This is a genomic window from Flavonifractor sp. An91 (assembly GCF_002159225.1).
Lineage (GTDB): Bacteria > Bacillota > Clostridia > Oscillospirales > Oscillospiraceae > Flavonifractor > Flavonifractor avicola.
Map to the genome: position 1 here is coordinate 15,928 of NZ_NFHA01000028.1, position 21,296 is coordinate 37,223.

Genomic DNA, 21,296 nt, shown 5'->3' on the forward strand with positions numbered 1-21,296 from the left:
CAGTATTCTGTGATCTATGCCGATCCCCCCTGGCGCTACACGCAAAAGGGCTTGCAGGGGGCGGCGGAGAAGCATTACCCCACAATGGGGATTGACGAGATATGCGCGCTCCCGGTGGCTGATCTGGCGGCCCCGGACAGCGTGCTTTTTTTGTGGGCCACGTTCCCGCAGCTCCCGGAGGCCCTGCGGCTGATCAAGGCATGGGGCTTTCAATATAAATCCGTGGCTTTCGTCTGGCTGAAGAAAAACCGAAAGTCCGAGAACTGGTTTTATGGCCTGGGCTTTTGGACGAGGGGCAACGCGGAGGTTTGCCTGCTGGCGACACGGGGACACCCGAAACGGCAGGCGGCAAACGTCCATCAATTCATTATTGCCCCGATCCAGGAGCACAGCCGAAAGCCGGATGAGGCCCGTGATAAGATTGTGGCCCTCATGGGCGATGTGCCCAGGGTGGAGCTGTTCGCCCGGCAGTCCCCGCCCGGCTGGGATGTGTGGGGGAACGAGGTGGAAAGCACCGTCCCGGACTTCTGGACAAAGTGTCCAGAGGTGGGCGCGAAAGGAGGTTGATCCATGCCCTATGTGAATGTTCCCAACGACTTATCCAAAATCAAGACCAAACTGGCTTTTAACCTGACGAAACGCCAGCTTGTGTGTTTCGGGATCGCGGCGGCGGTGGGCATCCCGTCCTATCTGCTGGCCCGGAGCGCCATCGGCAACACGGGAGCCATGTTCCTGATGATGGCGGTGGCGCTCCCGGCGTTCCTGCTGGCGATGTACGAAAAAGACGGGCTCCCCTTTGAAAAGGTGGTGCGGAACGTCCTGCGGGCCCGTTTCCTGCGGCCTGGGGTGAGGCCCTACCAGACGGAAAATATCTATGCTCCGTTTACCCAGCGGGGCGCTGTGCGAAAGGAGGATGCGATTGCAAAAAGCAAAAAGCCCAAAGCGCGGCCCCGGAAAGGCCGCTAACCGGAAAGCTGCGTTGTCTGCCCAGCAGACGATCCCTTATCTGGTGATGCACCCGGACGGGGTGTGCCAGCTCCCCGGTGGGCTCTACACGAAAACCGTGGAATATGAGGACATCAATTATTCCGTGGCTTCTACCGAGGATCAGACGGCGATTTTCAGCGGGTGGAGCTCGTTTCTCAATTACTTTGACAGCTCCCTGCCGTTCCAGCTCTCCTTTATCAACCGCCGCTCCCGTTCCCGGAGCAAGTACAAGGTCAATATTCCCCCGGCACAGGATGACTTTGACAGCATCCGGGCCGAGTTCACAAGTATGCTGAAAAATCAGATTGCCAAAAGCAACAACGGCATCGAGCGGTCAAAGTATATCACGTTTGGCCTGCCCGCCGAGGGGATCGCGGAGGCCCGGCCCCGCCTGGAACGGGTGGAGGCCGATGTGACAGGCAATCTGAAACGGCTGGGCGTTCCCTCTGCTCCGATGGATGGGCAGGAACGGCTGGCGCTGCTCCATAGCCAGATGCACCCCGGCAGCCGGGAGCCGTTCCGCTTCTCCTGGCAGGACATTCCCCGGACGGGCATGGGGACAAAGGATTTTATCGCCCCGGACAGCTTCGACTTCCGGCAATCCCGGACGTTCCGGGTGGGCCAGTATTGGGGCGCTGCGTCCTATTTGCAGATTTTGGCGTCCGAGCTCTCTGACAAACTCCTGGCGGAAATTCTGGAGCTTGATGCGGAAATTACCGTTACCATGCACATTCAGACGGTGGATCAGCTCAAAGCCATTAAGACCATCAAGGGAAAGCTCTCCGACATCGGCAAAATGAAAGTGGAGGAACAGCGCAAGGCGGTGCGGGCCGGGTACGATCCCGACATTCTGCCCCCTGACCTGATCACGTTCAGCAAGGACGCGGCGGAGCTCCTGGCTGATCTACAGTCCCGCAACGAGCGAATGTTCCTGCTCACGTTCACGGTCATCAATATCGCCCCCACCCGGCAGCGGTTGGAAAACGATGTGTTTACTGTGGGCGGCATCGCACAGAAATACAACTGTGCCTTGAAGCGTCTGGACTGGCAGCAGGAGCAGGCGTTTGTGTCCTCTCTGGCCCTGGGCTATAACGAGGTGGAAATCCAGCGGGGCATGACCACCAGCTCTACGGCGATTTTCATTCCCTTTATGACCAGGGAGCTCCGCATGGCCGGGCCGTCCCTCTACTACGGCATGAACGCCCTTTCCCATAACGTCATCATGGCTGACCGCAAAAAACTGAAATCAGCCAACGGCCTGTATCTTGGCTCAACCGGATCGGGAAAATCCTTTGCCGCAAAGCGTGAGATCATCAACGTGTTTCTCACTATCCCAAAGGATCGCATTATCATTGTCGATCCGATGGGCGAATATGCCCCGCTGGTGCGGCGGCTGGGCGGCCAGGTGGTGGAGATCGCCCCCGGCTCTCCCAGCCATATCAACCCTATGGACATTCAGCTTGACCTGGACGATGACGAAAGCCCGCTTTCCATGAAAGCGGATTTTTTGTTGTCCCTGTGTGAGCTGGTGGTGGGCGGCAAGGACGGCTTGCAGCCCATCGAAAAAACCGTGATTGACCGCTGTGTGCGGCTCATTTACCGGGATATGGCCCTGGGGATCGGGGACGGCAAGCCGCCCTTGCTCCAGGACTTGTACGAGGAGCTTTTGAAGCAGCCGGAGCCGGAGGCCCGCCGTGTGGCAACCGCCCTGGAGCTCTACTGCACCGGCTCCCTTAACCTGTTCAACCACCAGACCAACGTAAAGCTCACGTCCCATATCGTGTGCATCGTTCTCAAAGGGCTGGGAGAAAACCTCCGCAAGATCGCCATGCACGTTACCAACGACTTTGTAACTTCGGCGGTCAATGTGAATTTTCACAGCGGCGTTTCTACCTGGTGCTATTTTGACGAGTTTCATATTCTGCTCCGGGACGCACTTACCGCCAGCTACTTTGTGGCCGTGTGGAAGATGCTGAGAAAGAAAGGCTGCGTCCCCTCGGCCCTGACGCAGAACGTCAAAGACCTTTTGGCCAGCCGGGAGATTGAGGCCATTCTGGACAACACGGATTTTATGATCCTGCTGTCCCAGGCCCAAAGTGACCGGGCAATTCTGGCAAAGCAGCTCGGCATTTCGGAGCACCAGCTCTCCTACATCACCCACAGCAATTCCGGCGAGGGCCTGCTGTTCTATGGGGATGTGACGATCCCCTTTGTGGATCGGTTCCCCCGTGGAGAAATCTATAACCTGCTGACTACCCGCCCGGAGGATTTGAAGAATGAAGCGAAAACCGAATAAGCCCAAACAGGAGCCCAGGGAACGCCCCGGCTCCTGGGAGAGCGCCGCCGATCCTGACGGTGCCGGGGCTGCGGACAGCGGCACTTCTGGACAAAGTGTCCACAAGTCAAAGTTCCGGCAGAAAAGCAAACAGGAGCAGGCCGCCGCGTCCAAGCTCCGCATGGAGGAGCGCGGGGAAAAGCTGGAACGGGCAAAGGATAAGCTGGCAAAACAGAAGCCGCCCAAAAAGCCCGGCCCGGTGCGGCGGGTAGGCCGGGCCGCTGGCGGGGCCGCCCACGGTTTTGTGCATGGCAAGATTTACGAGAATGAACAGGAAAACGTGGGGATCGAGGGGGCCCACCGCTCCGAGCTGGTGGGCGAGTCCGGCCTACGGCATGGCAAGCGGTTTGTGCAAAAGAAAATCCGGCAGCACCCAGCAAAGGCTGTCCAGCGGGCCGAGTCCAAATATGTCAAGGCGACGGCAGACTATCATTTCCGCATGGCCGCCCAGGAGCACCCAGAAATGTCCGGCAACCCTGTTTCCCGGATGTGGCGCAAGCACCGCTTGAAAAAGCAGTATCAAAAGAGGGCGCGGGAGGAGGCAAAGACGGGAGCGGCAAGCGCGGCCAAAAAGACCGCCGCCGCCACGGAAAAGGCCAGGGCGAAGATTGCGAGCTTTGTGAAGCGGCATCCCGTGGGGGTGCTGCTGGCCCTGGCCTGTGTGCTCCTGCTCTTTATGATGCAGTCCTGTTCTTCTTCCCTGGTGATGCTGGGAAATTCCGGCGCGGGGGCCGTGGGCGCTACCACCTACCCCTCGGAGGACGGGGAGATCCTGGCGGCGGAGGCGGCCTATTCCGGCATGGAGGCCGAGCTGCAAAACTACCTGGACACCTATACCGCCACCCACAGCTATGACGAATACCATTTTGACCTGGACGAGATCGAGCACGATCCCTATGTGTTGATCTCTATCCTCTGTGTGCTCCATGAGGGGGAATGGACGGCGGACGAGGTGCAGGGCACCCTGGAAACCCTCTTTGACCGCCAGTATATCCTGACGGAGCGCGTGGGGCGGGAAACCCGGTATGACAGCGACGGCGATCCCTACTCCTGGTACATCTGTTATGTCACGCTGAAAAACAAAAACCTTTCCCATCTGCCCCTGGAAATGATGGGCGAGGAACAGATGGCCCGTTACTCCCTCTATATGTCCACCCTGGGGAACAGGCCCGATCTGTTCCCGGAGTCAGCCTATGTGGGGAAATACATCACGAACCCGCCCGCTGACTATGACGTGCCGGAGGAATATCTGGACGATGAAACCTTTGCGGCCATTTTGGGCGAAGCGGAGAAATACCTGGGCTATCCCTATGTGTGGGGCGGCAGCTCTCCGGCCACGTCCTTTGACTGCTCTGGCTTTGTGTCCTGGGTGATCAATCACTCCGGCTGGAATGTGGGCCGCCTGGGAGCCCAGGGGCTCTATAACATCTGCACCCCCACCAGCGCACCCCGCCCCGGCGATCTGGTGTTCTTTGTCGGCACCTATGACACGGCGGGCGTGTCCCATTGTGGCATCTATGTGGGGGACGGGATGATGATCCATTGTGGCGATCCCATCCAATATGCAAACCTGAATACAAGCTACTGGCAATCTCATTTCTACGCCTACGGGCGTTTACCCTGACAAGGAGGTTATCTATGGCGGCAAGCAAAAGCCAAAAGATCCAGGCTGAGATTGATAAGGTCAAGGCCAAAATCAGCGAACAGCAGGCCCGGCTGAAAGAGCTGGAGCAAAAACACCGGGAGGCGGAAAACGAGGAGATCGTGGACATTGTGCGGGGCATGTGCGTTTCCCTGGAGGAGCTGCCCCTGGTGCTCCAGCGGCTCCGGGACGGCGGCACCTCTGGACAAAGTGTCCAGAAGTCCGAGGACGGCGGAAAGGAGGAAAATTGAAGATGAAACGCTTTCGGGTGATGGCGGCGGCGCTCTGCGCCGTCGTTCTTTTATGCGGCTTTAGCGTCCCGGCGTATGCCTACGCGGACGGCGGTGAGGGGGCGGACTACGGCGATCCCACCATGACGGAGGAAACTCCCGCCCCGGAGCCCACCATTGAGCCCGGCGAGGGCTTTTCTGAAGAGGGCAGCCTTGTGACCCGCGATCTGCTCTATGACGAGCACACCAACAAGCAGTTTATTACCGTCCAGACCAGCGGCGGCAACACGTTCTATATCGTCATTGACTATGACAAGCCCGTGGACGAAGAGGGCGAACAGTACGAAACCTACTTTTTCAGCGTTGTGGATGAGGCTGATCTGCTGGCTGCGGCGGAGGCCGCTGGCGTGGAACAGGCGGTGTGCTCCTGCTCTGAAAAATGCGAGGCGGGGGCCGTCAATACGGATTGCGCCGTCTGCTCTGTCAATATGAGTAAGTGCGTGGGCGTTGAGCCGGAGCCGGAGCCCACGGAAACCGAGGAGCCCGCCCCGGAGGAGGCCGAGCCGGAAACGGGCGGCAACACGGGGATGCTCCTGGCGGTGCTGGCCGTGGCCCTGGTGGGCGGCGGTGCGGCGTTCTATTTCAAGGTGCTGCGCCCCAAACAGCAGAAAGCCGCCGCGTCCCAGGAGGACTACGGCGACGAGCTCACGGACTATGACGAGCCGGACGGCTACGGGGACGAGGACGATGACGGCCCGCCCTGGAACGAGGAGGACGATGACGGAGAGGAGGCGGACAAATGAGGTTTACCAACAGCCCCTATGAAAAGATGATGCAGCAGAAGCCCCGCCCCCAGGCTCCGGCCCCGGCAAAGCCGCCCAGGGGCTCCCGGTGCTCCGGGTGTCCCTACTGGCGCGGGATCGGCTGCGTGTCCTGCTACCGGAAGCTTATGCGGGCCCCGGCTGGCGGGAGGTGACGGCTTGGCCCGTGAACTGACACGCGAGGAAAAACGGGCGATCCGCGCCCTGGTAACAAAATGGTGTGCCAACTATGACCGGGAGTGCGGCTGCCTGCCCCTGGACTGTGAGTGCTATATGCTGGGGAAATGCTGGACGGGGGCGCTGTGCCGCTACTTTCGGGAGGCGGTGCTGCCCCTCGATCCGGCACTGGAGGCCGCCCTCTTGACCGAGGGGCCCAGGCCGGATTTTAAGATTTGCCCTATCTGCGGCGGGCCTGTTGCCCCGGATCGGCGGCAGGCTTACTGCTCGGCGGCCTGTGCAAAGAAAGCCCACCGCCGCCAACAGCGGGAATATATGCGGAAAAAGCGAGGCTGGGGCGTTGACAATTAGGCCCCCAAAACCCGCTGATTACAGGCTTTTCGGGGCCACTTTTGGGGTGGGCCGTATGTTTCTACGGCCTGCCCCTGTTTGGCCCGGATGCTGTCAACATTTTAGCGCGGGACTTCTGGACGCTTTGTCCAGAAGTGGCCCGTTCCCGGAAAGGAGGTACAATGGACAAAAATCAAGGCTATTCCATTCTGAAAGCCGTTATGCTGGAAAATGGCCGGGGCTTTGCCCTGGGGCATCATCCCACGGCCCCATCCCCCTATGTAACGTGGGCCTGCTACGATGACGAAAAGGGCCAACGGCAATATGAATGGGGGCACTATGGCAACGATCTGAACGCTATGGAAAAGGACTTTGCAGATCGGGTGCAGGACTACCAGCGGCTTTTCAAGGTCAAGGTTATACAGGTCGAGGCTCCCGGCCTTTACAAGTATTATTCCACCCAGCGCCCGGTGGACATCGGAACATTCCCCAAACCGCCCCACAATGCCCCGGATGAAATCGTCAACTACGATCAGCGCGTCCCGGTGGAGGGCGGCGCGTTCCTGGCCTGGGGCCATCTGACCTACACCAAACCGCTGACTGAAAAGCAAGCGGCGGACTATGAACTTCGGCCCGCCCCGGTTATTTCCGAGCTGCGCCGGGAAAGCGGCGGCAGGCCCCGCCCGATTGCCGAACAACTGAAAGCAGCCCAACGGGAAGCCCAGGAGCAGCGGGCCCCGGACGCACCCAAAAAGAAAGCCCCTGACCGGGGCGACAGATAGGAGGATGACTATGGACAAGAAGCATGAACAGGATTTTGCCGATCTGGAAGTGAAGCGGCTTTGCGGGGTGTTCGGTACGCCGCTCCCCGCGCTGCCCCCGGAGCGTGACAAGACGCTGGACAAGGTAAAGGAGCCGCCCCGCACCAGCCGGAGCCTGGAACGGGAGGAGCGGTGACAAAGAAACGCCGCCGCCCCATCCATCTTCATGTGATGGTGTCCGAGGAGGAGCTGGCGCTGATTCAGGAGCGCATGGCCGAGGCGGGCATCCGCAACATGGGGGCCTATATGCGGAAAATGGCCCTCAATGGCTATGTGCTCCATGTTGACCTGTCACCTGTCCAGGAGCTGGTGTCGCTCCAGCGGCGCTGCTCCAACAACTTAAACCAGGTGGCGATCCAGGCGAACACCTACGGCGGTATTTACCCGGAGGAGATCAAGGCGTTGCAGCGGGACTATGAAAAGCTGTGGCGGCCCCTGTCCGATCTTCTGGAAATGCTCTCCGACATTGTGCGGCTCTGACCTGCCGGGGAGCGGCCTTGCGCCGTTCCCCGGCTATCTCGACTTCTGGACACTTTGTCCAGAGGTGGGGATAGCCGAGGCATCCTTGTTGGCCCCCTCCCGCAGAGTTATAATATACATATAGAGGCAAATATCAAACTTTTGTAGGAGGTATGAACCATGCGGACGATCTTAAAAATTATTGCGTCTCCCTTTATTCTGACCCTGATCCTCGCCGTGGCGGTGCTCTCGTTCCTGTCCTGCGTGGCGGGCGCTGTGTGCGTTGTGGCGTGTGTGGGCCTGTCCCTGTTGGCGATCCTTTGCCTGCTGGCCGGGCAGACCACAGGCTGCATCGCCATGTTCGTGCTGGCGTTCCTGGTTTCTCCCTTTGGGCTCCCGGCCCTGGGCGGCTGGCTGGTGGAGCGCCTGTATGGTGTGAAGTATGCGGCGATGGATTTTATGGTAAGCTGATACTTCTGGACACTTTGTCCAGAAGTTCCGGGCGGCGGGTGGAACAGACCGCCGCCCGTTTTTTCTGCTGGGAAAGGAGGTGCGACTATCGCTACAACCTACATCCGGCCCTATAAGGTAGCGACTGGAAAAACGGCCATCCAGACGATGGAGGAGCGGTTTGCCTATGGGCTCAATCCGAAAAAGCTGGGGGCTGTGTCTGCCTATCTCTGTGATCCTGCATCCGCCCCCGCTGAGTTCCTGCTGCTGAAAAGCCAGTACCAGGCGGAAACGGGCCGGGCCGTGGAGCGCGGGGCCCTGTTCTTTCAGATCCGGCAGGCATTCCCGCCCGGCGAGGTCACGCCGGAGGAGGCAAATAAAATCGGCTATGAAACAGCCATGCGCTGGACAAAGGGCAAGTATCAGTTCTTCGTCTGCACCCACATTGACAAGGGCCACATTCACAATCACATTTATTACAACTCCACCGCCCAGGACTGTTCCCGGAAATTCCATAACTTTATCGGCTCCAGCTTTGCGGTGCGGCGGCTCTCTGACCGGGTGTGCATTGAGCACGAGCTGTCTGTTATTCAAAATCCGAAGCAGCACAGCAAGGGCCGCTTTCTCCATTATGGACAATGGATTGGGGAAAAGCCCCCCTCGGCCCAGCAGCGGGTGCGGCTGGGGATCGTGGCGGCTCTAGAGCAAAAGCCCGCCGACTTCCCGGCGTTTCTGCGGCTCATGGAGGAGTCCGGCTTTCAAGTGAAGCATGGGCGGGGCGGCGCGATCTCGTTCCTGGCCCCTGGGCAGGATAAGTACACCCGCCTGCGGGCATCCACCCTGGGCCCCGGTTTCGATCCCGATGACATCCGGGCGGCGATTGCCGGGGAGCGGCCCATCCCGGAGCTTCTTCAGGACAGCCCGGCCCCGGCCCGGCGCGTCAATCTGATCATCGACATTCAAGAGCGCATGGCCCAGGGCAAGGGCCCGGCCTATGAGCGGTGGGCCAAAGTCTATAACATAAAGCAGATGGCCGCCGCGCTCCTGTATCTCCGTGAACACGATCTTATGGACTATGCGGCGCTGGCATCCAGCACCGAGGCAGCGGTGGATCGGGCTCACAAGCTGGCCGGGGAGCTGCGGGACACGGAGGACGCCCTTTCCAAAACCTCCGAGCTCATGGGCGCGGTGGTGCAGTACGCAAAGACGCGGCCTGTGTTTGACGGCTACAAGGCGGCCCGGTATAGCAGAAAATATCTGGCCCAGCACGAGGCGGAGCTGGCAGACTACCGGGCGGCAAAGGTGTCCATGAGTGAGCTTTTGGGCGGGGCAAAGCTCCCCAAAATGGACGCGCTGAAAAAGCAGCGCCGGGAGCTCTCCGAAAAGAAAAAGGCCCTTTACGCGGAATACCGCAAGGCCCAGGCGGATATGCGGCAGGCCGTGGCAGTCAAGGCGAATATCGATCACCTGCTCGGCCACGCGGACGAGCAAAAAAATAAGGCCCAGGAGCGTTAGCTCTGGGCCGCCGACAACAGGTGCTTGCGCCGGAACTTCTGGACAAAGTGTCCAGAAGTTCAGCGGGTTTGGGGAGCTCCCTAACAAGCATTTTCACGGGCCTGCGGCCTGTGAAAATTTCGGAGTGTAGCCACACCCGAATTGCTTGCCAAAATTGCAACGCCACACACTCTCTATTTTCCATATATTTCCTTTTTTAATTTTTGAAACTACGCACAGTTTTTATGTGATATTAGTGATGCGAGGCGATATGAAACAAATTCTGTCCTTATTGCAACAATCAACTTTATAAAGAATTTTCTTAAGCAACCGTGGTAGATGGAGGGATACTGAATGGAAGTAGAAAAAGAGTTGTGCGAATCGTGGCGCGTATGGATTGACGAGGAAAATCACATTGTATCATTTCATACTATGGAAAACGGACTACCGTTAGAAATTACAAGCCGTGAACAATATCTCAAATTTATCGATGAATATGCCCAAAATCGCTACCGCTTTCAGTAGCCATCAAAAGCAAAAATTTTTGAAACCTAGCATTAAAATGATGTGATATTATAAGCGAAAGCAGCTTTCAAAGACAGTTAGGAGCCTTTCTTATGAGAGAAGATGCCATATTGCATAAAATGCAAACTGGTGATCCATCTGGGCTAGAATCGCTTATGGATATTTACATACCTTATGTGTCTACTGTGGTATGGAATATTCTTCGCGGTGCTATGTCCCAGGAGGACGGAGAGGAGGTCGTATCAGATGTATTTCTGGCTGCATGGCAGCAATCATCCGAATTGAAACCGGGTTTTGTAAAAGGATGGCTTGCTGCCGTTGCGAGAAATAAAGCAAAAAACAAGTTGCGGAAGATGGGAAAGACTCTTCCGCTAGAAGATGATTTTCTTGATATTCCCGGCCCCAATGATCCGCTGAATGATGTTGAGCAGGCCGAGGAGCAACAGCTCGTTCGTAAAGCAATCCAATCGTTGCCGGAACAAGATCAAGAGATTTTTTTACGATATTATTACTACGCTCAAACGATTCAAGAGATCTCCCTTAGCATGGCAATCAATGAATCAACCATCAAAACCAGGCTAAGAAGAGGTCGCGCAAAACTAAAAGAAATACTGACGAGGAAGGGATTTGTTAATGAAGCGTAATATTTCCGATTTGCTGGATTCATACCCGGTAGAGGGTTTGGATTTGGGCATTACTACTCCTTACTCCTCGTCACGGATTAAGGAGTTAACTATGAATAAAGTATCAATGAATAAACCGCGGAAACACATCCGTCCACTTCGTTTTTTGGCGGTTGCAGCAATCATTTCTACACTTACTGTTTCTGCATTGGCAGTTGGTCATGTACTCGGTGCGGGAGCGCTGCTTCAAAATTTCTTTGCTGAAAAGAATGGCTCTCTTTCGGATGGCCAGATTCAGGTCATTGACCAGATGGGAAAGACTTTTGAGAATGGTGTAACCAGCAACGGCACAACCATTACACCTATTGCAGCTCTGGCCGACGAAAACGTTTACTATCTCCGTCTCCAGATCAAGGCACCGGAAGATATGATTCTACCCGATTATGATAGCAAGACAGATGGATGCTACCAGCTTTTTGGGCCTGGTGAAGCATTGGAGCTTACCTTTGAGGATGGTGCCTATTCCGATAGTGGTTACATCCTCAAATGTGATTGGCTCCCTGATGAAAATCCCCAGGATAATTTGAAAGAAGTTGTTATCTGGATTGGAGCTCAAACCGGAACCGATGTCCGTTTCAATGACGAGGTGTCCAAGCAGCTTACCCTTCATGGACTATGGCTTCAGACTCCCGAAAAGGAATATACTCAAATTCTGAGTGGAGAGTTTTCCTTCGACATTACCCTTTATAATGATACCGAGATACTCTCGCTGGATACGGCTGGCCTGACCTGGACGGATGAAGAATATGGATATACCAGTACGCTGGAGAACCTGACTCTTTCGCCTTTGAGCCTTACTTTCAGTTACTCCGCTACAGAACCTAACAACAACCGCATTGTTCCGTATGTCGGTCCCTTGGAAGTTGTCTTAAAGGACGGCTCCACAGTAGCTATTAGTGAGACTGCGGGTATGGAAGGCATGGAGTATTATGTGTTCGCCGCTCCGTTGGATCTGTCTCAGGTAGACTATGTGAAATACGGAAATCATCAAATCTCGATCGAAGCCAACTGACCTTTTGAGGGTATGTATATTTCGTCTGATAGATCCCGCCGATTAACGCAGAGACACGACGGAATAGAACCAGTAAAAAACGATCATCAAGGCTCACTGTGGGTTTGCTGCCCAATCTGTGGTGGAAAGACACGAACAAAAATATTTGCAGATACTGTCCTTGTGAAATTCCCCCTTTACTGCCCTAAATGTAAAAAGGAAATCAGGGTAGATGTCGTACAACTGAAAATGGTAGTAAGCAAAGAGCCTGACACTTAGGCATGAAGAGCCTGCTTCCCCAATATAAGGGACGCAGGCTCTCTTTTTTATGATTAGCCAACCGTAGCAGCTGTTTTTGATCTCAATACAGACAGAATAGACTCTATCGCAGGTGCTAAAGCCTCTGCTTCTTCTTCGCTACATTCTTCTATCAAGAAGCGCAACCGGCGAATTGCTGGACTTTCACGACGCATTTCTGGATAGAAAATCTCTCTAGAGTCCATTTTCAACACACGTACAAGAGGGAAGAGCACTTCCATTTTAGGATTGCCTTTATAGTTCTCTATGTTCAGTACTGTACGCACATCAATATCTGCCGCTTCTGCAACTTGATTCTGGGTGAAACCAAGTTCAGCTCGCGCACGCTTTACTGCGTCGCCTAAAGGCCTAGAATAAGATTGCATTGTAATTCACCTCAAAAATATTTTACAATACACTCTTTTCTGACTAAATTCATCACAGTGCGCCTTTTTTAGGTATTACAATTCATTTGTTTGGTGAAGGGAGGTTTCGATGAATCCCAGGCCACTTTGGTTTTCTGAGTTGTCGAATGTGAATTTCAATGTTGCATAGAAGTTCGGTACGGAAAACAAAGTGTACTGCGATTCATATCAAGAAAAAAGAAACGAGTTGAGTTTCGATGCCGCTCTCCACCTTCCCCCGTTCAGATCGCCATTCACCCCCTAACCATCTGAACGGAGGAATTACAAATGACGACCATCAATCTGAAAGACTTTTACCCGTGGTACACCCACGATGAATATACAGAAGTTTCTGACGAAGTGGCCGAGGAGCTCATGGCCAGCAGGCGGCGCGAAGCCGCCCATATGGAACGGGCGCGCTACAACAAGGCTTATTATTCCCTGGATTGTGACGATGGGATCGAATTTTCCGCCTGCCTGCACGAGCCCAGCCCCCAGGAACTCATGGATCGCAAGGAGTTGTTCTTTCGTCTGTGGAACGCCCTCAATTCTCTGCCGGAGATCCAGGGGCGCCGCGTGGACGCCTATTTGATTCTGGGCAAAAGCTACCGTCAGATCGCCCGCGAAGAGGGCGTAGACAAAAGCGCCGTCCGGCACTCGGTGGAGAGCGGTATCAAACAGATGAAAAAATATTTGCAGGAAAATTTCTAATTGCCATCTCCATTTGGCCCCTTTTTTCTGGTGGTATATGAGAGGAGGTTCCTCTCCGCAAATGGACACCGGGGCCCCGATATAGCGTGGGGAGCTTAGCGGCGGGTGTCTGACACCAGCGCCGCAAGTGGGACAGGCCATCCCACGGCCACGATCCGCCGGGTCAGGCTGGCCACCTGACCGTCCGGGCCGCCGCCCCTTTGCGCGGGGCCGTTGCGCCGAGTATTGTTGTCTAACGACAGGCCAAGGAAATGAGCGCGGCGGCCCTATCTTTAGACCTATGGACACTTTGTCCAGAAGTGAGGCAAGGAACAGGGCCAGCATCGGAAACGGTGCTGGCCCTGTTCCTTGCCCTACGGGACAACGGGGAGTTTGTTTATGTCAGTCCGTCCATGAGAGAGGAGGCCGTATATGCCAAAAGCAAATGCCGTTTTTGCCATTGATGGGTTTGAAATATCCGCCACCTTTGCAGAGTCACAAAACACAGCGGCCATCGGGCAGGTCAAGCAGATTTTGCTTTCGTCCTTTGTGGCACAGACCTCATCCCCCCGGCCTGGAGTCATCCTTGTCAAGCCCTCGGAACAGAGGGATAATAATGGTGGGGGTAGTCCCTATGCACCTTGACAAGTTCAAAAATCCTGCGTACAAAAAGCCTCTTTTCACCTGCCTAAATGACATTTGAAAGGATGGCTTATACATGGAAAATCAAATGATAACTGGCACTCGCGTTGATTGTTTATACCGGGTGTCTACCGATAAGCAGGTGGATCACAACGATAAAAACCAGGCCGACATTCCCATGCAGCGGAAAGCCTGCCACGCCTTTTGTGAGAAAATGGGCTGGACAATTGTTCACGAGGAACAGGAGGACGGCGTTTCCGGTCACAAGGTACGGGCGGAAAACCGGGACAAGCTGCAAATCATCAAGGAACGGGCTCGGCAGGGCAAGTTTGATATTCTGCTGGTGTTCATGTTTGACCGCATCGGGCGGATCGCGGATGAAACGCCCTTTGTGGTGGAATGGTTCGTCAAGAACGGCGTCCGGGTCTGGAGCACCCAGGAGGGCGAGCAGCGGTTTGACAACCACACCGACAAACTCACCAACTACATCCGGTTCTGGCAAGCGGACGGTGAAAGCGAAAAAACCTCCATACGTACCAAAACTGCCCTGGGGCAGCTTGTGGAGGATGGAGGCTTTAAGGGCGGCGTCGCCCCCTATGGCTATGACCTTGTGAAAAGCGGGCGCGTGAATAAGCGCAAGCATGAGGTCTACGAGCTGGCTCTCAATGAAACCGAGGCCGCCGTTGTCCGCATTGCCTTTGACAAGTATGTGCATGAGGGCTATGGGGCCCAGCGAATCGCCACCTACCTGAATAACCAGGGCTACCGGGCCCGGAGCGGCAAGATGTGGCACCACGCCACCATCCGGGGCATCCTCTGCAACCTAACCTATACCGGCGTACTCCGCAGCGGGGAAAGCCGCTCCCCGGTGCTGCCCCACCTGCAAATCATTTCGCCGGAGCTGTTTGAAGCGGCCCAGCGGATTCGCACCAACCGGGCCAATGAAACGGAGCGCACCGTTCCCCGCAACATTGCGGGCCAGTCGCTCCTGTCTGGGAATGTGTACTGCGGCCATTGTGGGGCCCGGCTCAACCTCACCACCAGCGGCAAGGCCTATCCCTGTAAAGAAGATCCCCACCGGGTCATCAAGCGGGTGCGGTACATCTGCTATGGCAAAACCCGCAAGCAGACCGACTGCGACGGGCAGACGGGCTACACGGCACATATCCTGGACGGGATAATTGATAAGCTGGTGCGGCAAATCTTCGAGCGCATGAAAACAATCCCGAAAAGTGAGATCGTCAACGCCCGCTACCGGGAAAAGATGGAGGAACGAAAAAATCTGCTCCGCTCCGTCCGGGCCGATTACACCAAGGCAGCCGATGAACTGGATATGCTCAAAGCGGAAGTCATCAAGGCCCTGCGAGGGGAAAGCGCCTTTTCCAAAGACCTGTTGGGCTCTATGGTGTCTGAGGCCGAGGCCAAATGCACCGAACTACAAAAGCAGTTTGAGGACGCACAGGCTGCCTATGAGGAAGGGCAAGCCGTTCTGCACTCCCTGGAGGAGCAGTACGATAATGTAATCTCCTGGGCGGATCTATATGACACGGCCAGCCTGGAGGCAAAGAAAATGATCGTCAACTGCCTGATCCGTCGGGTGGAGGTCTATCGGGACTACAAGTTGCACATTGATTTCAACATTGACTTTGCACAGTTCAGCCTGGGGCTGGACATTGTGGAAATCGCCGCATAAAAACAAAAGCCCATTCCCGGCAGGGAATAGGCAAAAGAAAAAACTTGCCTTGAAGTAAGACAAGTTATCTAAGAATACCCAGCGCATCCTATGGTGGAGATAAGCGGGATCGAACCGCTGACCTCTTGAATGCCATTCAAGCGCTCTCCCAGCTGAGCTATACCCCCATATAAGAGGATGCGCTGGGTATTTCTTATTCAGTTTTGTGTGGGGTGCTGGTACACGACTGTATCGGGCTCCCAGCTGAGCTATACCCCCAAATGTGTTTGTTCACCGACGGAACAGGTTGTATTTTACCAGCTTTGATTCCCATTGTCAAGTTCTTTTTTATCTTTTTTTACTTTAGGAAAAATACATACCAAGACTCCGTGTCCAAACACCTTTCTATCAATGGCGCATCAAAAGGAATGCAATCAGCAATGGAACACAGGCAACAGCCACCGTGCAGAGACTTAAAAAGCTGCTGCACCATGCACCCAACGCCGCACCACCAATGAAAAACAGAATGATTCCACCGTACTGTGCGGCCCGCAAAAGTTGATCCTTCTCCCCAGTACGGATAAACTGATACAGACGCTCCGTGCCGCTACGCAGATTACCGGTACACATGGTGGTAGCAAAGGCATTACCGCGGACCTTTCGGAAGCTCTCTACCTGTATGGCACATACAAATGAGACCATGATATTGGCCAGTGCATTCAACTGCTGCGGAAGAAAAGCCACCAGCGCCAACAGGATAATTTCCAAACAAACTGTGACCTGTCGCCAATGAACGACACGTGCTTCCTTCAATCGTTCTTTGATACACTCAGCGGCGATCACACCAGCTGCAAATGCCAGGATGGGCAGCAAATAATGTAGCACACCGCTCCAGTCCCCTTCCACTGCCCGCACACCTAACAAGACAATGTTACCTGTCTGTGCATTGGCAAATACGCCGCCCCTCATCAAATAGGTATAGGCATCCAGCAGGCCACCTGCTACCGCCAACAGCGCACCGATCCGAAATCGTTCCGATGTCTGCAACCCCTTGGCCGTCTCCATGTTCATGTTCCTCCGCTTTCGGGTTCATTGCTTTTAATGGGAAATGGCCGCCCACAGGCGGCCATTTCCCGTTTCAAATTCAGAAGGGCAGGTTCAGGCCGCCGGTCAGCTGCTGCATGGAAGAGGCAGAGTCGTTCTCCGCCGCACGCAGCGCCTCATTCACGGCTGCCACAATCATATCCTGCAGCATCTCCACATCCTCAGGATCTACCGCATCGGGGTCAATAGTAACACTCTCCAGCACGCGCTTGCCGGTCACAGTGGCGCTGACCGCACCACCGCCGGCTGCCGCAGTGTAGGTCTTGGTCTCCAGCTCCTGCTGCATCTTCATCATATCCTGCTGCATCTTCTGGACCTGCTTCATCATGTTCATGTTCATGCCGCCGCCCATGCCGCCAAATCCGCGGCTGTTAAATCCCTTTGCCATAGGTCGCAACTCCTTTATTCTTCAATAATAATGTTGTCAAACTGCTGGCCCATTGCCAACAGATCATCCAGATTATCATGCTCGGCTGGCTGTTGTGCCGCCGGAGCTGTTTTTGGCGGTGCACCCACCTTTACAGTACACCGTACAGCCCGGCCGGTCTGCGCAGCAGCCAGCTTTTCCAACGCTTCCAGCACTGCAGAAGTGCCCACCATGTTTTTGGTAAAATCCGTATCCACCCACAGCGTTAACACGCTGTCTTCCAGCAGGCCCTGTACTGCGGACGGATTGCTGAGAAAGGGATAGACTGCCGGGAACTTTCCCCGAAGCCCAGCCACCAGCCCTGGCCACAAATCACCAGACGGCGCCGCCATAACCGGGGTATCGGCAGGCTTCTTCTCCATCTGAGAAACAGGCGCCGGGGCAGGCTCCGATTCTGCTTCATAAGCGATACGCTCCCCGGGTTCCTCTGGCAGCGGGGGGCGCTCCTCTTCCCTGGGCGGGGTATCCTTCTGCCCGCTCCGGCTATCCGGCACCTTTTTCTGCGGTACAGGCGGTACCGCACAGGCGGTAGGTATCCCACCTGCCAGTAGTTCCTCTACTCTGGACAGACGGGCATTGATTCCCGCCATACTCTCATCCAGCACCGGATCACAGAGACGGATCAGACAGAGCTCAGCATCTGTGCGGCGGTTGCCGCTGCGGGACAGGTCGGCAATCGTGGACTGGAGCACTCCCAGCATTTGGGCCAGCCGGGGCGTTTGAAACAGATTGGACAGCCGCCGCATGGTATTCTCATCGTAGCCACCAGTCAGCAGTGCTGCTCCACCCTTGGGGGCCGTCTTTCGTACCAGAAGATCCCTTGTCAGGGCAGACAGCTCACCCAGCAGGCTCCCTACTTCCTTGCCGGCACCATACAGTCTAGCCAGGGTCTCCAGGGCAGCAGCGGTATCACCGGCTCCGATCTGCTCCATCAGGCGGGCTGTCTCCAAGTTCCCAGCCAACCCCAAGGCGTCCAGCACCTCCTGAACACCGATAGGGCCGTCCGGTATCGCACACTGGTCTAGCAGGGACAGGGCGTCACGCAGTCCACCGTCCGCCAGCCGGGCCAGTAATTCCGCGCCCTCTCCTCTCAGCTCCAGACCCTCTTGGCGCGCCACATAGGCCAGCCGGGCAGCGATATCGCCGGGCAGAATGCGCTTGAAGGAGAACTGCTGACAGCGGGACTTGATGGTAGCCGGCACTTTATGCAGCTCTGTAGTGGCCAAAATAAACATCAGATGTGCAGGAGGCTCTTCCAGGATCTTCAGCAACGCATTGAATGCCGCGGTAGAGAGCATATGGACCTCGTCCACAATGTACACCCGTTTCCGCACCGCCGCTGGAGTATATACCGCCTCATCCCTCAGGGCACGAACCTGGTCCACGCCGTTGTTGGAGGCCGCATCCAGCTCCAACACATCCAAAATAGAGCCATTCTCAATGCCCAAACAGGACGGGCACTGGTTGCAGGGATTCCCGTTGACCGGGTGCTCACAGTTGACCGCCCGGGACAGGATTTTGGCGCAGGTAGTCTTGCCTGTGCCTCTGGTACCTGTAAACAAATAGGCGTGAGAGAGTCGTCCGGTCTCCACCTGCCGCTTCAACGTATCGGTGATATGGGCCTGACCCACCACGTCGTCAAAGGTACGGGGCCGCCATTTTCGGTATAAAGCCTGATACACGCCGGTCACCTCGTCATAAAAGTGAAAAAGAGGGGCGGAGGATGCGGAAAGCCGCGTCGCTTCGCCCCTCCTTGTACATCCGGTTCATGGCAAGACCGCACACCGACCTTTGGAATCAGCGCTATGCCCGTTACCCTGGCAGCCGGCTCAGGAGCGGGAACCCCGCGGCACAGATCGCGGTCCGCTTAGTGCTGCTCGGTTCCCCGCCTGACACGGTTCACGGGGCGACCTTGCGCGGGACCGATCCATCATCACTACTTACCGGGGTCAGACGACACAACGCAGATCCGGGGGCCGGGATTCATCCCTGCTGTAGCGGGTTGCAGGTACAGGGCACCGCTAACTCCCCGACTAGTGCGGCCTTGCCTTGGACCGGACGCATCAGCGCCGTCCGCTGGAAGGCTGTATTTGATATCATACATCATTTCCGACCATTTATCAATATCACTTTTTAGTTTTTTTCAAAAACCTCTTTACAACCGGTTTAATTATGCTATAATACTGGAGTGTTGAGTAAATATACTTTAATAATATGGGCCTATAGCTCAGCTGGGAGAGCGTACGGTTCGCATCCGTAAGGTCGTCGGTTCGATCCCGATTAGGTCCACCACACTCGGGAGATCTCGTTTTGAGATCTCCCGAGTTTTTTCATGCTTTCAGGATGCACGATAGTACACACTCTTGTCCCCTTCGGGATACAGGAAGTCGAAGAACTGTGTGACGCTGATTTTAAATTCCACTTCGATTTCAAAATTCTTTCCGATATTCACCCGCTCAATGAGCTGCCGCAGGATCATCTTCTTTCCCTCGATACTACTCCCCGCATATAGGTCGGCCCAGGACATAATCTTGTCATACTCCTTTTGGACGGCAACGGCAGAGCTCTTCAGATCAGCCGCTTTTTCCTTGGCCTGTTCCAATTCCTGTGCCAGCGCCGCCAGTTTGCTTCGGGTGTCCTCTATCATCTCACCGAGGATGTCCGCTCCAAAACTGCCAGTCCCATTGATGGTCTTGATGATCTCTTTCTTGTAGCTCTCCAGCTCCCGTTCTGCGGAGGCATGGAGTTTCTCCAGATTGGCCACCGAACTGTTTGCCAGTTGGAGTTCCTTCTCCCGCTGCTTTTGAATGAGCTGGCTCCTGGGTGCAGTCTTCATCCGCTCAAAGAGTTGGATGACGATCTTATCAATAATGCCGTCCAGTTTCTCGCCGGAGTATCCGGTCTGGCCGTCACAGTCCTGAGGATGGCGGATCTTGTAGTGGCAGGCATATCGGATATGGGTTTCCCGTTTGGGCTCACCCTTGGCGCGTCTGCCGCTGCTGGTGGTCAGCACCAGTTTGGAACCACAGTGGGCGCAGTAGACCATCCCGGAGAGCAGCGCCTTCCCCTTGGAGTTAAAGGGCACTTCATTGTGGTGCATTGTCCTGGCCTCCATCAACTCCTGTGCTCGCTCATACAGATCCAGCGGAACAATTTGTAGCTCCGGAAAGATTTCTGAGCGTGTTTCCCCACTGCGCAGGATTCCCACATACATGATGTTCTTCAGCATTTTGATGATGGTGGTATTGGCGAAGTTGGTTCCCTTTCGATTGAGATAGCCGTTGTTATATAACCACCGGGACAACCGCTGTGCGCCGAACCCCTCATAGACATATTTTTCAAAGATGATGCGCACCACCGCAGCTTCATCCGGGTCAACCAGAATCTCGTTGACTTCGTGATTCTTTTTATTGAAGCGCCCCTGCTTTTCCAGGCGGTATCCATAGGGAACGATCCCGCCGCGGAACCTCCCCTCCTGCACGATTTGTGACAGACGTGTCTTTGTTCGTGCGGAGGTTTTGAGGCTCTCGCCGGAAGCCTGCCAGTAACGGATATAGTTCAGCAGTTTGTCGATATGATCATCCATCTTCTGCTGCCCTTCCATTGCGCTCCACACTTCGATTCCATTGCGGATGAACCACTCCACCACGAAGGGCGTCTCATCATCTCTCCGTCCCAGGCGGTCGAACATGAACACCAGCAGGATGTCAAACTTCCGTTCCTCGGCATCCTGACGGATCTCCTGAATCGCGTCGCGGTCAGCAGCAGCCACCTTGAAACCCGAGACACCTTTTTCCGCAAATTCTTTGATGATCGTCCATCCCTGGCTCTCCGCAAATTCACGGCAGTATTGTTTCTGCATCGGGATATCATCTTTTTCTACCTGTCCTTTGGTAGAAACTCGATAGAGGCAATATACTCGCTTGTTTTTTTCCATGATTGCACCTTGTCCTTTCTGGTATAGGACTGCGGTGCATATGGTTTGCTCAGATTAAATTGTCAACGCCTCATGAAATGCCATCACAGCTGAGAATGAAAATATAGTCTGTGCGTTAACCGAAGGATTTGCTAAACTGAATACAGCAGGCGTAGTCCGGTTGCACCTTGGTGGATTT

The 21,296-nt window shown here is 55.3% G+C and carries 25 protein-coding genes, 2 tRNA genes and 1 other RNA gene; 21 read left to right on the forward strand and 7 right to left on the reverse strand.

Annotated elements, in window-relative coordinates; genetic code table 11:
• Positions 1-9 precede the first annotated feature (9 nt).
• The 17 genes from B5G42_RS13790 to B5G42_RS13855 all read left to right on the forward strand — a co-directional run bounded on the left by B5G42_RS13790 (position 10) and on the right by B5G42_RS13855 (position 12,224).
• The gene (locus B5G42_RS13790) at positions 10-567 is read left to right on the forward strand and encodes an MT-A70 family methyltransferase (RefSeq protein WP_140399859.1); all 558 of its coding nucleotides are present in this window, start codon (positions 10-12) and stop codon (positions 565-567) included.
• A 3-nt stretch (positions 568-570) separates the two neighbouring features.
• Positions 571-966, forward strand: coding sequence for a PrgI family protein (locus B5G42_RS13795; RefSeq protein WP_006575047.1), 396 nt, complete (start codon positions 571-573; stop codon positions 964-966).
• Positions 967-1,012: 46 nt separating this feature from the next.
• The gene (locus tag B5G42_RS13800; protein ID WP_087271491.1) at positions 1,013-3,283 is read left to right on the forward strand and encodes a VirB4-like conjugal transfer ATPase, CD1110 family; all 2,271 of its coding nucleotides are present in this window, start codon (positions 1,013-1,015) and stop codon (positions 3,281-3,283) included.
• Entirely contained in the window at positions 3,264-4,946 is a 1,683-nt protein-coding gene (locus B5G42_RS13805) for a C40 family peptidase (protein ID WP_087271445.1), read from the forward strand. The genes B5G42_RS13800 and B5G42_RS13805 overlap by 20 nt, the downstream gene beginning before the upstream one ends.
• 14 nt (positions 4,947-4,960) lie before the next feature.
• Positions 4,961-5,215 (forward strand): DUF4315 family protein, encoded by a 255-nt coding sequence (locus B5G42_RS13810; protein ID WP_087271448.1) that lies wholly within the window; start codon positions 4,961-4,963, stop codon positions 5,213-5,215.
• 2 nt (positions 5,216-5,217) lie between these two features.
• Positions 5,218-5,997: a DUF4366 domain-containing protein gene (locus B5G42_RS13815; protein ID WP_087271451.1), complete on the forward strand. Its 780-nt coding sequence runs from the start codon at positions 5,218-5,220 to the stop codon at positions 5,995-5,997.
• Positions 5,994-6,170, forward strand: coding sequence for a hypothetical protein (locus tag B5G42_RS18390; protein ID WP_164475029.1), 177 nt, complete (start codon positions 5,994-5,996; stop codon positions 6,168-6,170). Before B5G42_RS13815 ends, B5G42_RS18390 begins: the two co-directional genes overlap by 4 nt.
• Positions 6,171-6,174: 4 nt before the next feature.
• Positions 6,175-6,543, forward strand: a complete 369-nt coding sequence (locus B5G42_RS13820) for a cysteine-rich VLP domain-containing protein (RefSeq protein WP_006575040.1) — start codon at positions 6,175-6,177, stop codon at positions 6,541-6,543.
• 161 nt (positions 6,544-6,704) lie between these two features.
• On the forward strand, positions 6,705-7,304 hold the full coding sequence (locus B5G42_RS13825; protein ID WP_087271454.1) for a hypothetical protein: 600 nt from the start codon (positions 6,705-6,707) through the stop codon (positions 7,302-7,304).
• A gap of 10 nt (positions 7,305-7,314) precedes the next feature.
• Entirely contained in the window at positions 7,315-7,479 is a 165-nt protein-coding gene (locus B5G42_RS18395) for a hypothetical protein (protein WP_164475030.1), read from the forward strand.
• Positions 7,476-7,823 carry a plasmid mobilization protein gene (mobC, locus tag B5G42_RS13830; protein WP_087271456.1) on the forward strand — a complete coding sequence of 116 codons (348 nt, stop codon included), beginning with the start codon at positions 7,476-7,478 and terminating at the stop codon, positions 7,821-7,823. The genes B5G42_RS18395 and mobC overlap by 4 nt, the downstream gene beginning before the upstream one ends.
• A 159-nt stretch (positions 7,824-7,982) precedes the next feature.
• A complete protein-coding gene (locus B5G42_RS13835; protein WP_087271459.1) occupies positions 7,983-8,273 on the forward strand; it encodes a CD1845 family protein in 291 nt (96 codons plus the stop codon).
• Positions 8,274-8,420: 147 nt separating this feature from the next.
• Positions 8,421-9,767, forward strand: coding sequence for a relaxase/mobilization nuclease domain-containing protein (locus B5G42_RS13840; RefSeq protein ID WP_087271462.1), 1,347 nt, complete (start codon positions 8,421-8,423; stop codon positions 9,765-9,767).
• Positions 9,768-10,100: 333 nt separating this feature from the next.
• On the forward strand, positions 10,101-10,271 hold the full coding sequence (locus B5G42_RS18400; RefSeq protein ID WP_164475031.1) for a hypothetical protein: 171 nt from the start codon (positions 10,101-10,103) through the stop codon (positions 10,269-10,271).
• A gap of 92 nt (positions 10,272-10,363) precedes the next feature.
• Positions 10,364-10,915: an RNA polymerase sigma factor gene (locus B5G42_RS13845; protein WP_050618675.1), complete on the forward strand. Its 552-nt coding sequence runs from the start codon at positions 10,364-10,366 to the stop codon at positions 10,913-10,915.
• On the forward strand, positions 10,905-11,966 hold the full coding sequence (locus B5G42_RS13850; RefSeq protein ID WP_087271465.1) for a DUF4179 domain-containing protein: 1,062 nt from the start codon (positions 10,905-10,907) through the stop codon (positions 11,964-11,966). Before B5G42_RS13845 ends, B5G42_RS13850 begins: the two co-directional genes overlap by 11 nt.
• A 96-nt stretch (positions 11,967-12,062) precedes the next feature.
• Positions 12,063-12,224: a cysteine-rich KTR domain-containing protein gene (locus tag B5G42_RS13855; protein ID WP_242961233.1), complete on the forward strand. Its 162-nt coding sequence runs from the start codon at positions 12,063-12,065 to the stop codon at positions 12,222-12,224.
• Between the two features lie 53 nt (positions 12,225-12,277).
• Here B5G42_RS13855 and B5G42_RS13860 read toward each other — a convergent pair whose 3' ends face one another.
• The gene (locus B5G42_RS13860) at positions 12,278-12,628 is read right to left on the reverse strand and encodes a helix-turn-helix transcriptional regulator (protein WP_087271471.1); all 351 of its coding nucleotides are present in this window, start codon (positions 12,626-12,628) and stop codon (positions 12,278-12,280) included.
• A 306-nt stretch (positions 12,629-12,934) separates the two neighbouring features.
• Between B5G42_RS13860 and B5G42_RS13865 the strand changes: the two genes are divergently transcribed.
• From B5G42_RS13865 to B5G42_RS13875, 3 genes are all read left to right on the forward strand, one after another.
• A complete protein-coding gene (locus B5G42_RS13865) occupies positions 12,935-13,357 on the forward strand; it encodes a sigma factor-like helix-turn-helix DNA-binding protein (RefSeq protein WP_087271474.1) in 423 nt (140 codons plus the stop codon).
• A 411-nt stretch (positions 13,358-13,768) separates the two neighbouring features.
• Complete coding sequence (locus tag B5G42_RS13870; RefSeq protein ID WP_050618672.1) at positions 13,769-13,981, forward strand: hypothetical protein; 213 nt, start codon at positions 13,769-13,771, stop codon at positions 13,979-13,981.
• 85 nt (positions 13,982-14,066) lie between these two features.
• Positions 14,067-15,671 carry a recombinase family protein gene (locus B5G42_RS13875; RefSeq protein ID WP_242961231.1) on the forward strand — a complete coding sequence of 535 codons (1,605 nt, stop codon included), beginning with the start codon at positions 14,067-14,069 and terminating at the stop codon, positions 15,669-15,671.
• A gap of 91 nt (positions 15,672-15,762) precedes the next feature.
• Here the strand turns inward: B5G42_RS13875 and B5G42_RS13880 are convergent.
• From B5G42_RS13880 to ffs, 5 genes are all read right to left on the reverse strand, one after another.
• Positions 15,763-15,838, reverse strand: a tRNA-Ala gene (locus tag B5G42_RS13880).
• A 220-nt stretch (positions 15,839-16,058) separates the two neighbouring features.
• Entirely contained in the window at positions 16,059-16,715 is a 657-nt protein-coding gene (locus B5G42_RS13885; RefSeq protein ID WP_242959399.1) for a YoaK family protein, read from the reverse strand.
• A gap of 79 nt (positions 16,716-16,794) precedes the next feature.
• Positions 16,795-17,142 (reverse strand): YbaB/EbfC family nucleoid-associated protein, encoded by a 348-nt coding sequence (locus B5G42_RS13890; RefSeq protein WP_087187190.1) that lies wholly within the window; start codon positions 17,140-17,142, stop codon positions 16,795-16,797.
• 14 nt (positions 17,143-17,156) lie between these two features.
• Entirely contained in the window at positions 17,157-18,863 is a 1,707-nt protein-coding gene (gene dnaX / locus B5G42_RS13895) for a DNA polymerase III subunit gamma/tau (protein WP_087271482.1), read from the reverse strand.
• A gap of 95 nt (positions 18,864-18,958) precedes the next feature.
• Positions 18,959-19,223: signal recognition particle sRNA large type (gene ffs / locus B5G42_RS13900), an RNA gene on the reverse strand.
• A gap of 174 nt (positions 19,224-19,397) precedes the next feature.
• Between ffs and B5G42_RS13905 the strand changes: the two genes are divergently transcribed.
• Positions 19,398-19,473, forward strand: a tRNA-Ala gene (locus B5G42_RS13905).
• Between the two features lie 46 nt (positions 19,474-19,519).
• Here B5G42_RS13905 and B5G42_RS13910 read toward each other — a convergent pair.
• Positions 19,520-21,043 carry a recombinase family protein gene (locus tag B5G42_RS13910; RefSeq protein ID WP_162611107.1) on the reverse strand — a complete coding sequence of 508 codons (1,524 nt, stop codon included), beginning with the start codon at positions 21,041-21,043 and terminating at the stop codon, positions 19,520-19,522.
• Positions 21,044-21,296: the final 253 nt, after the last annotated feature.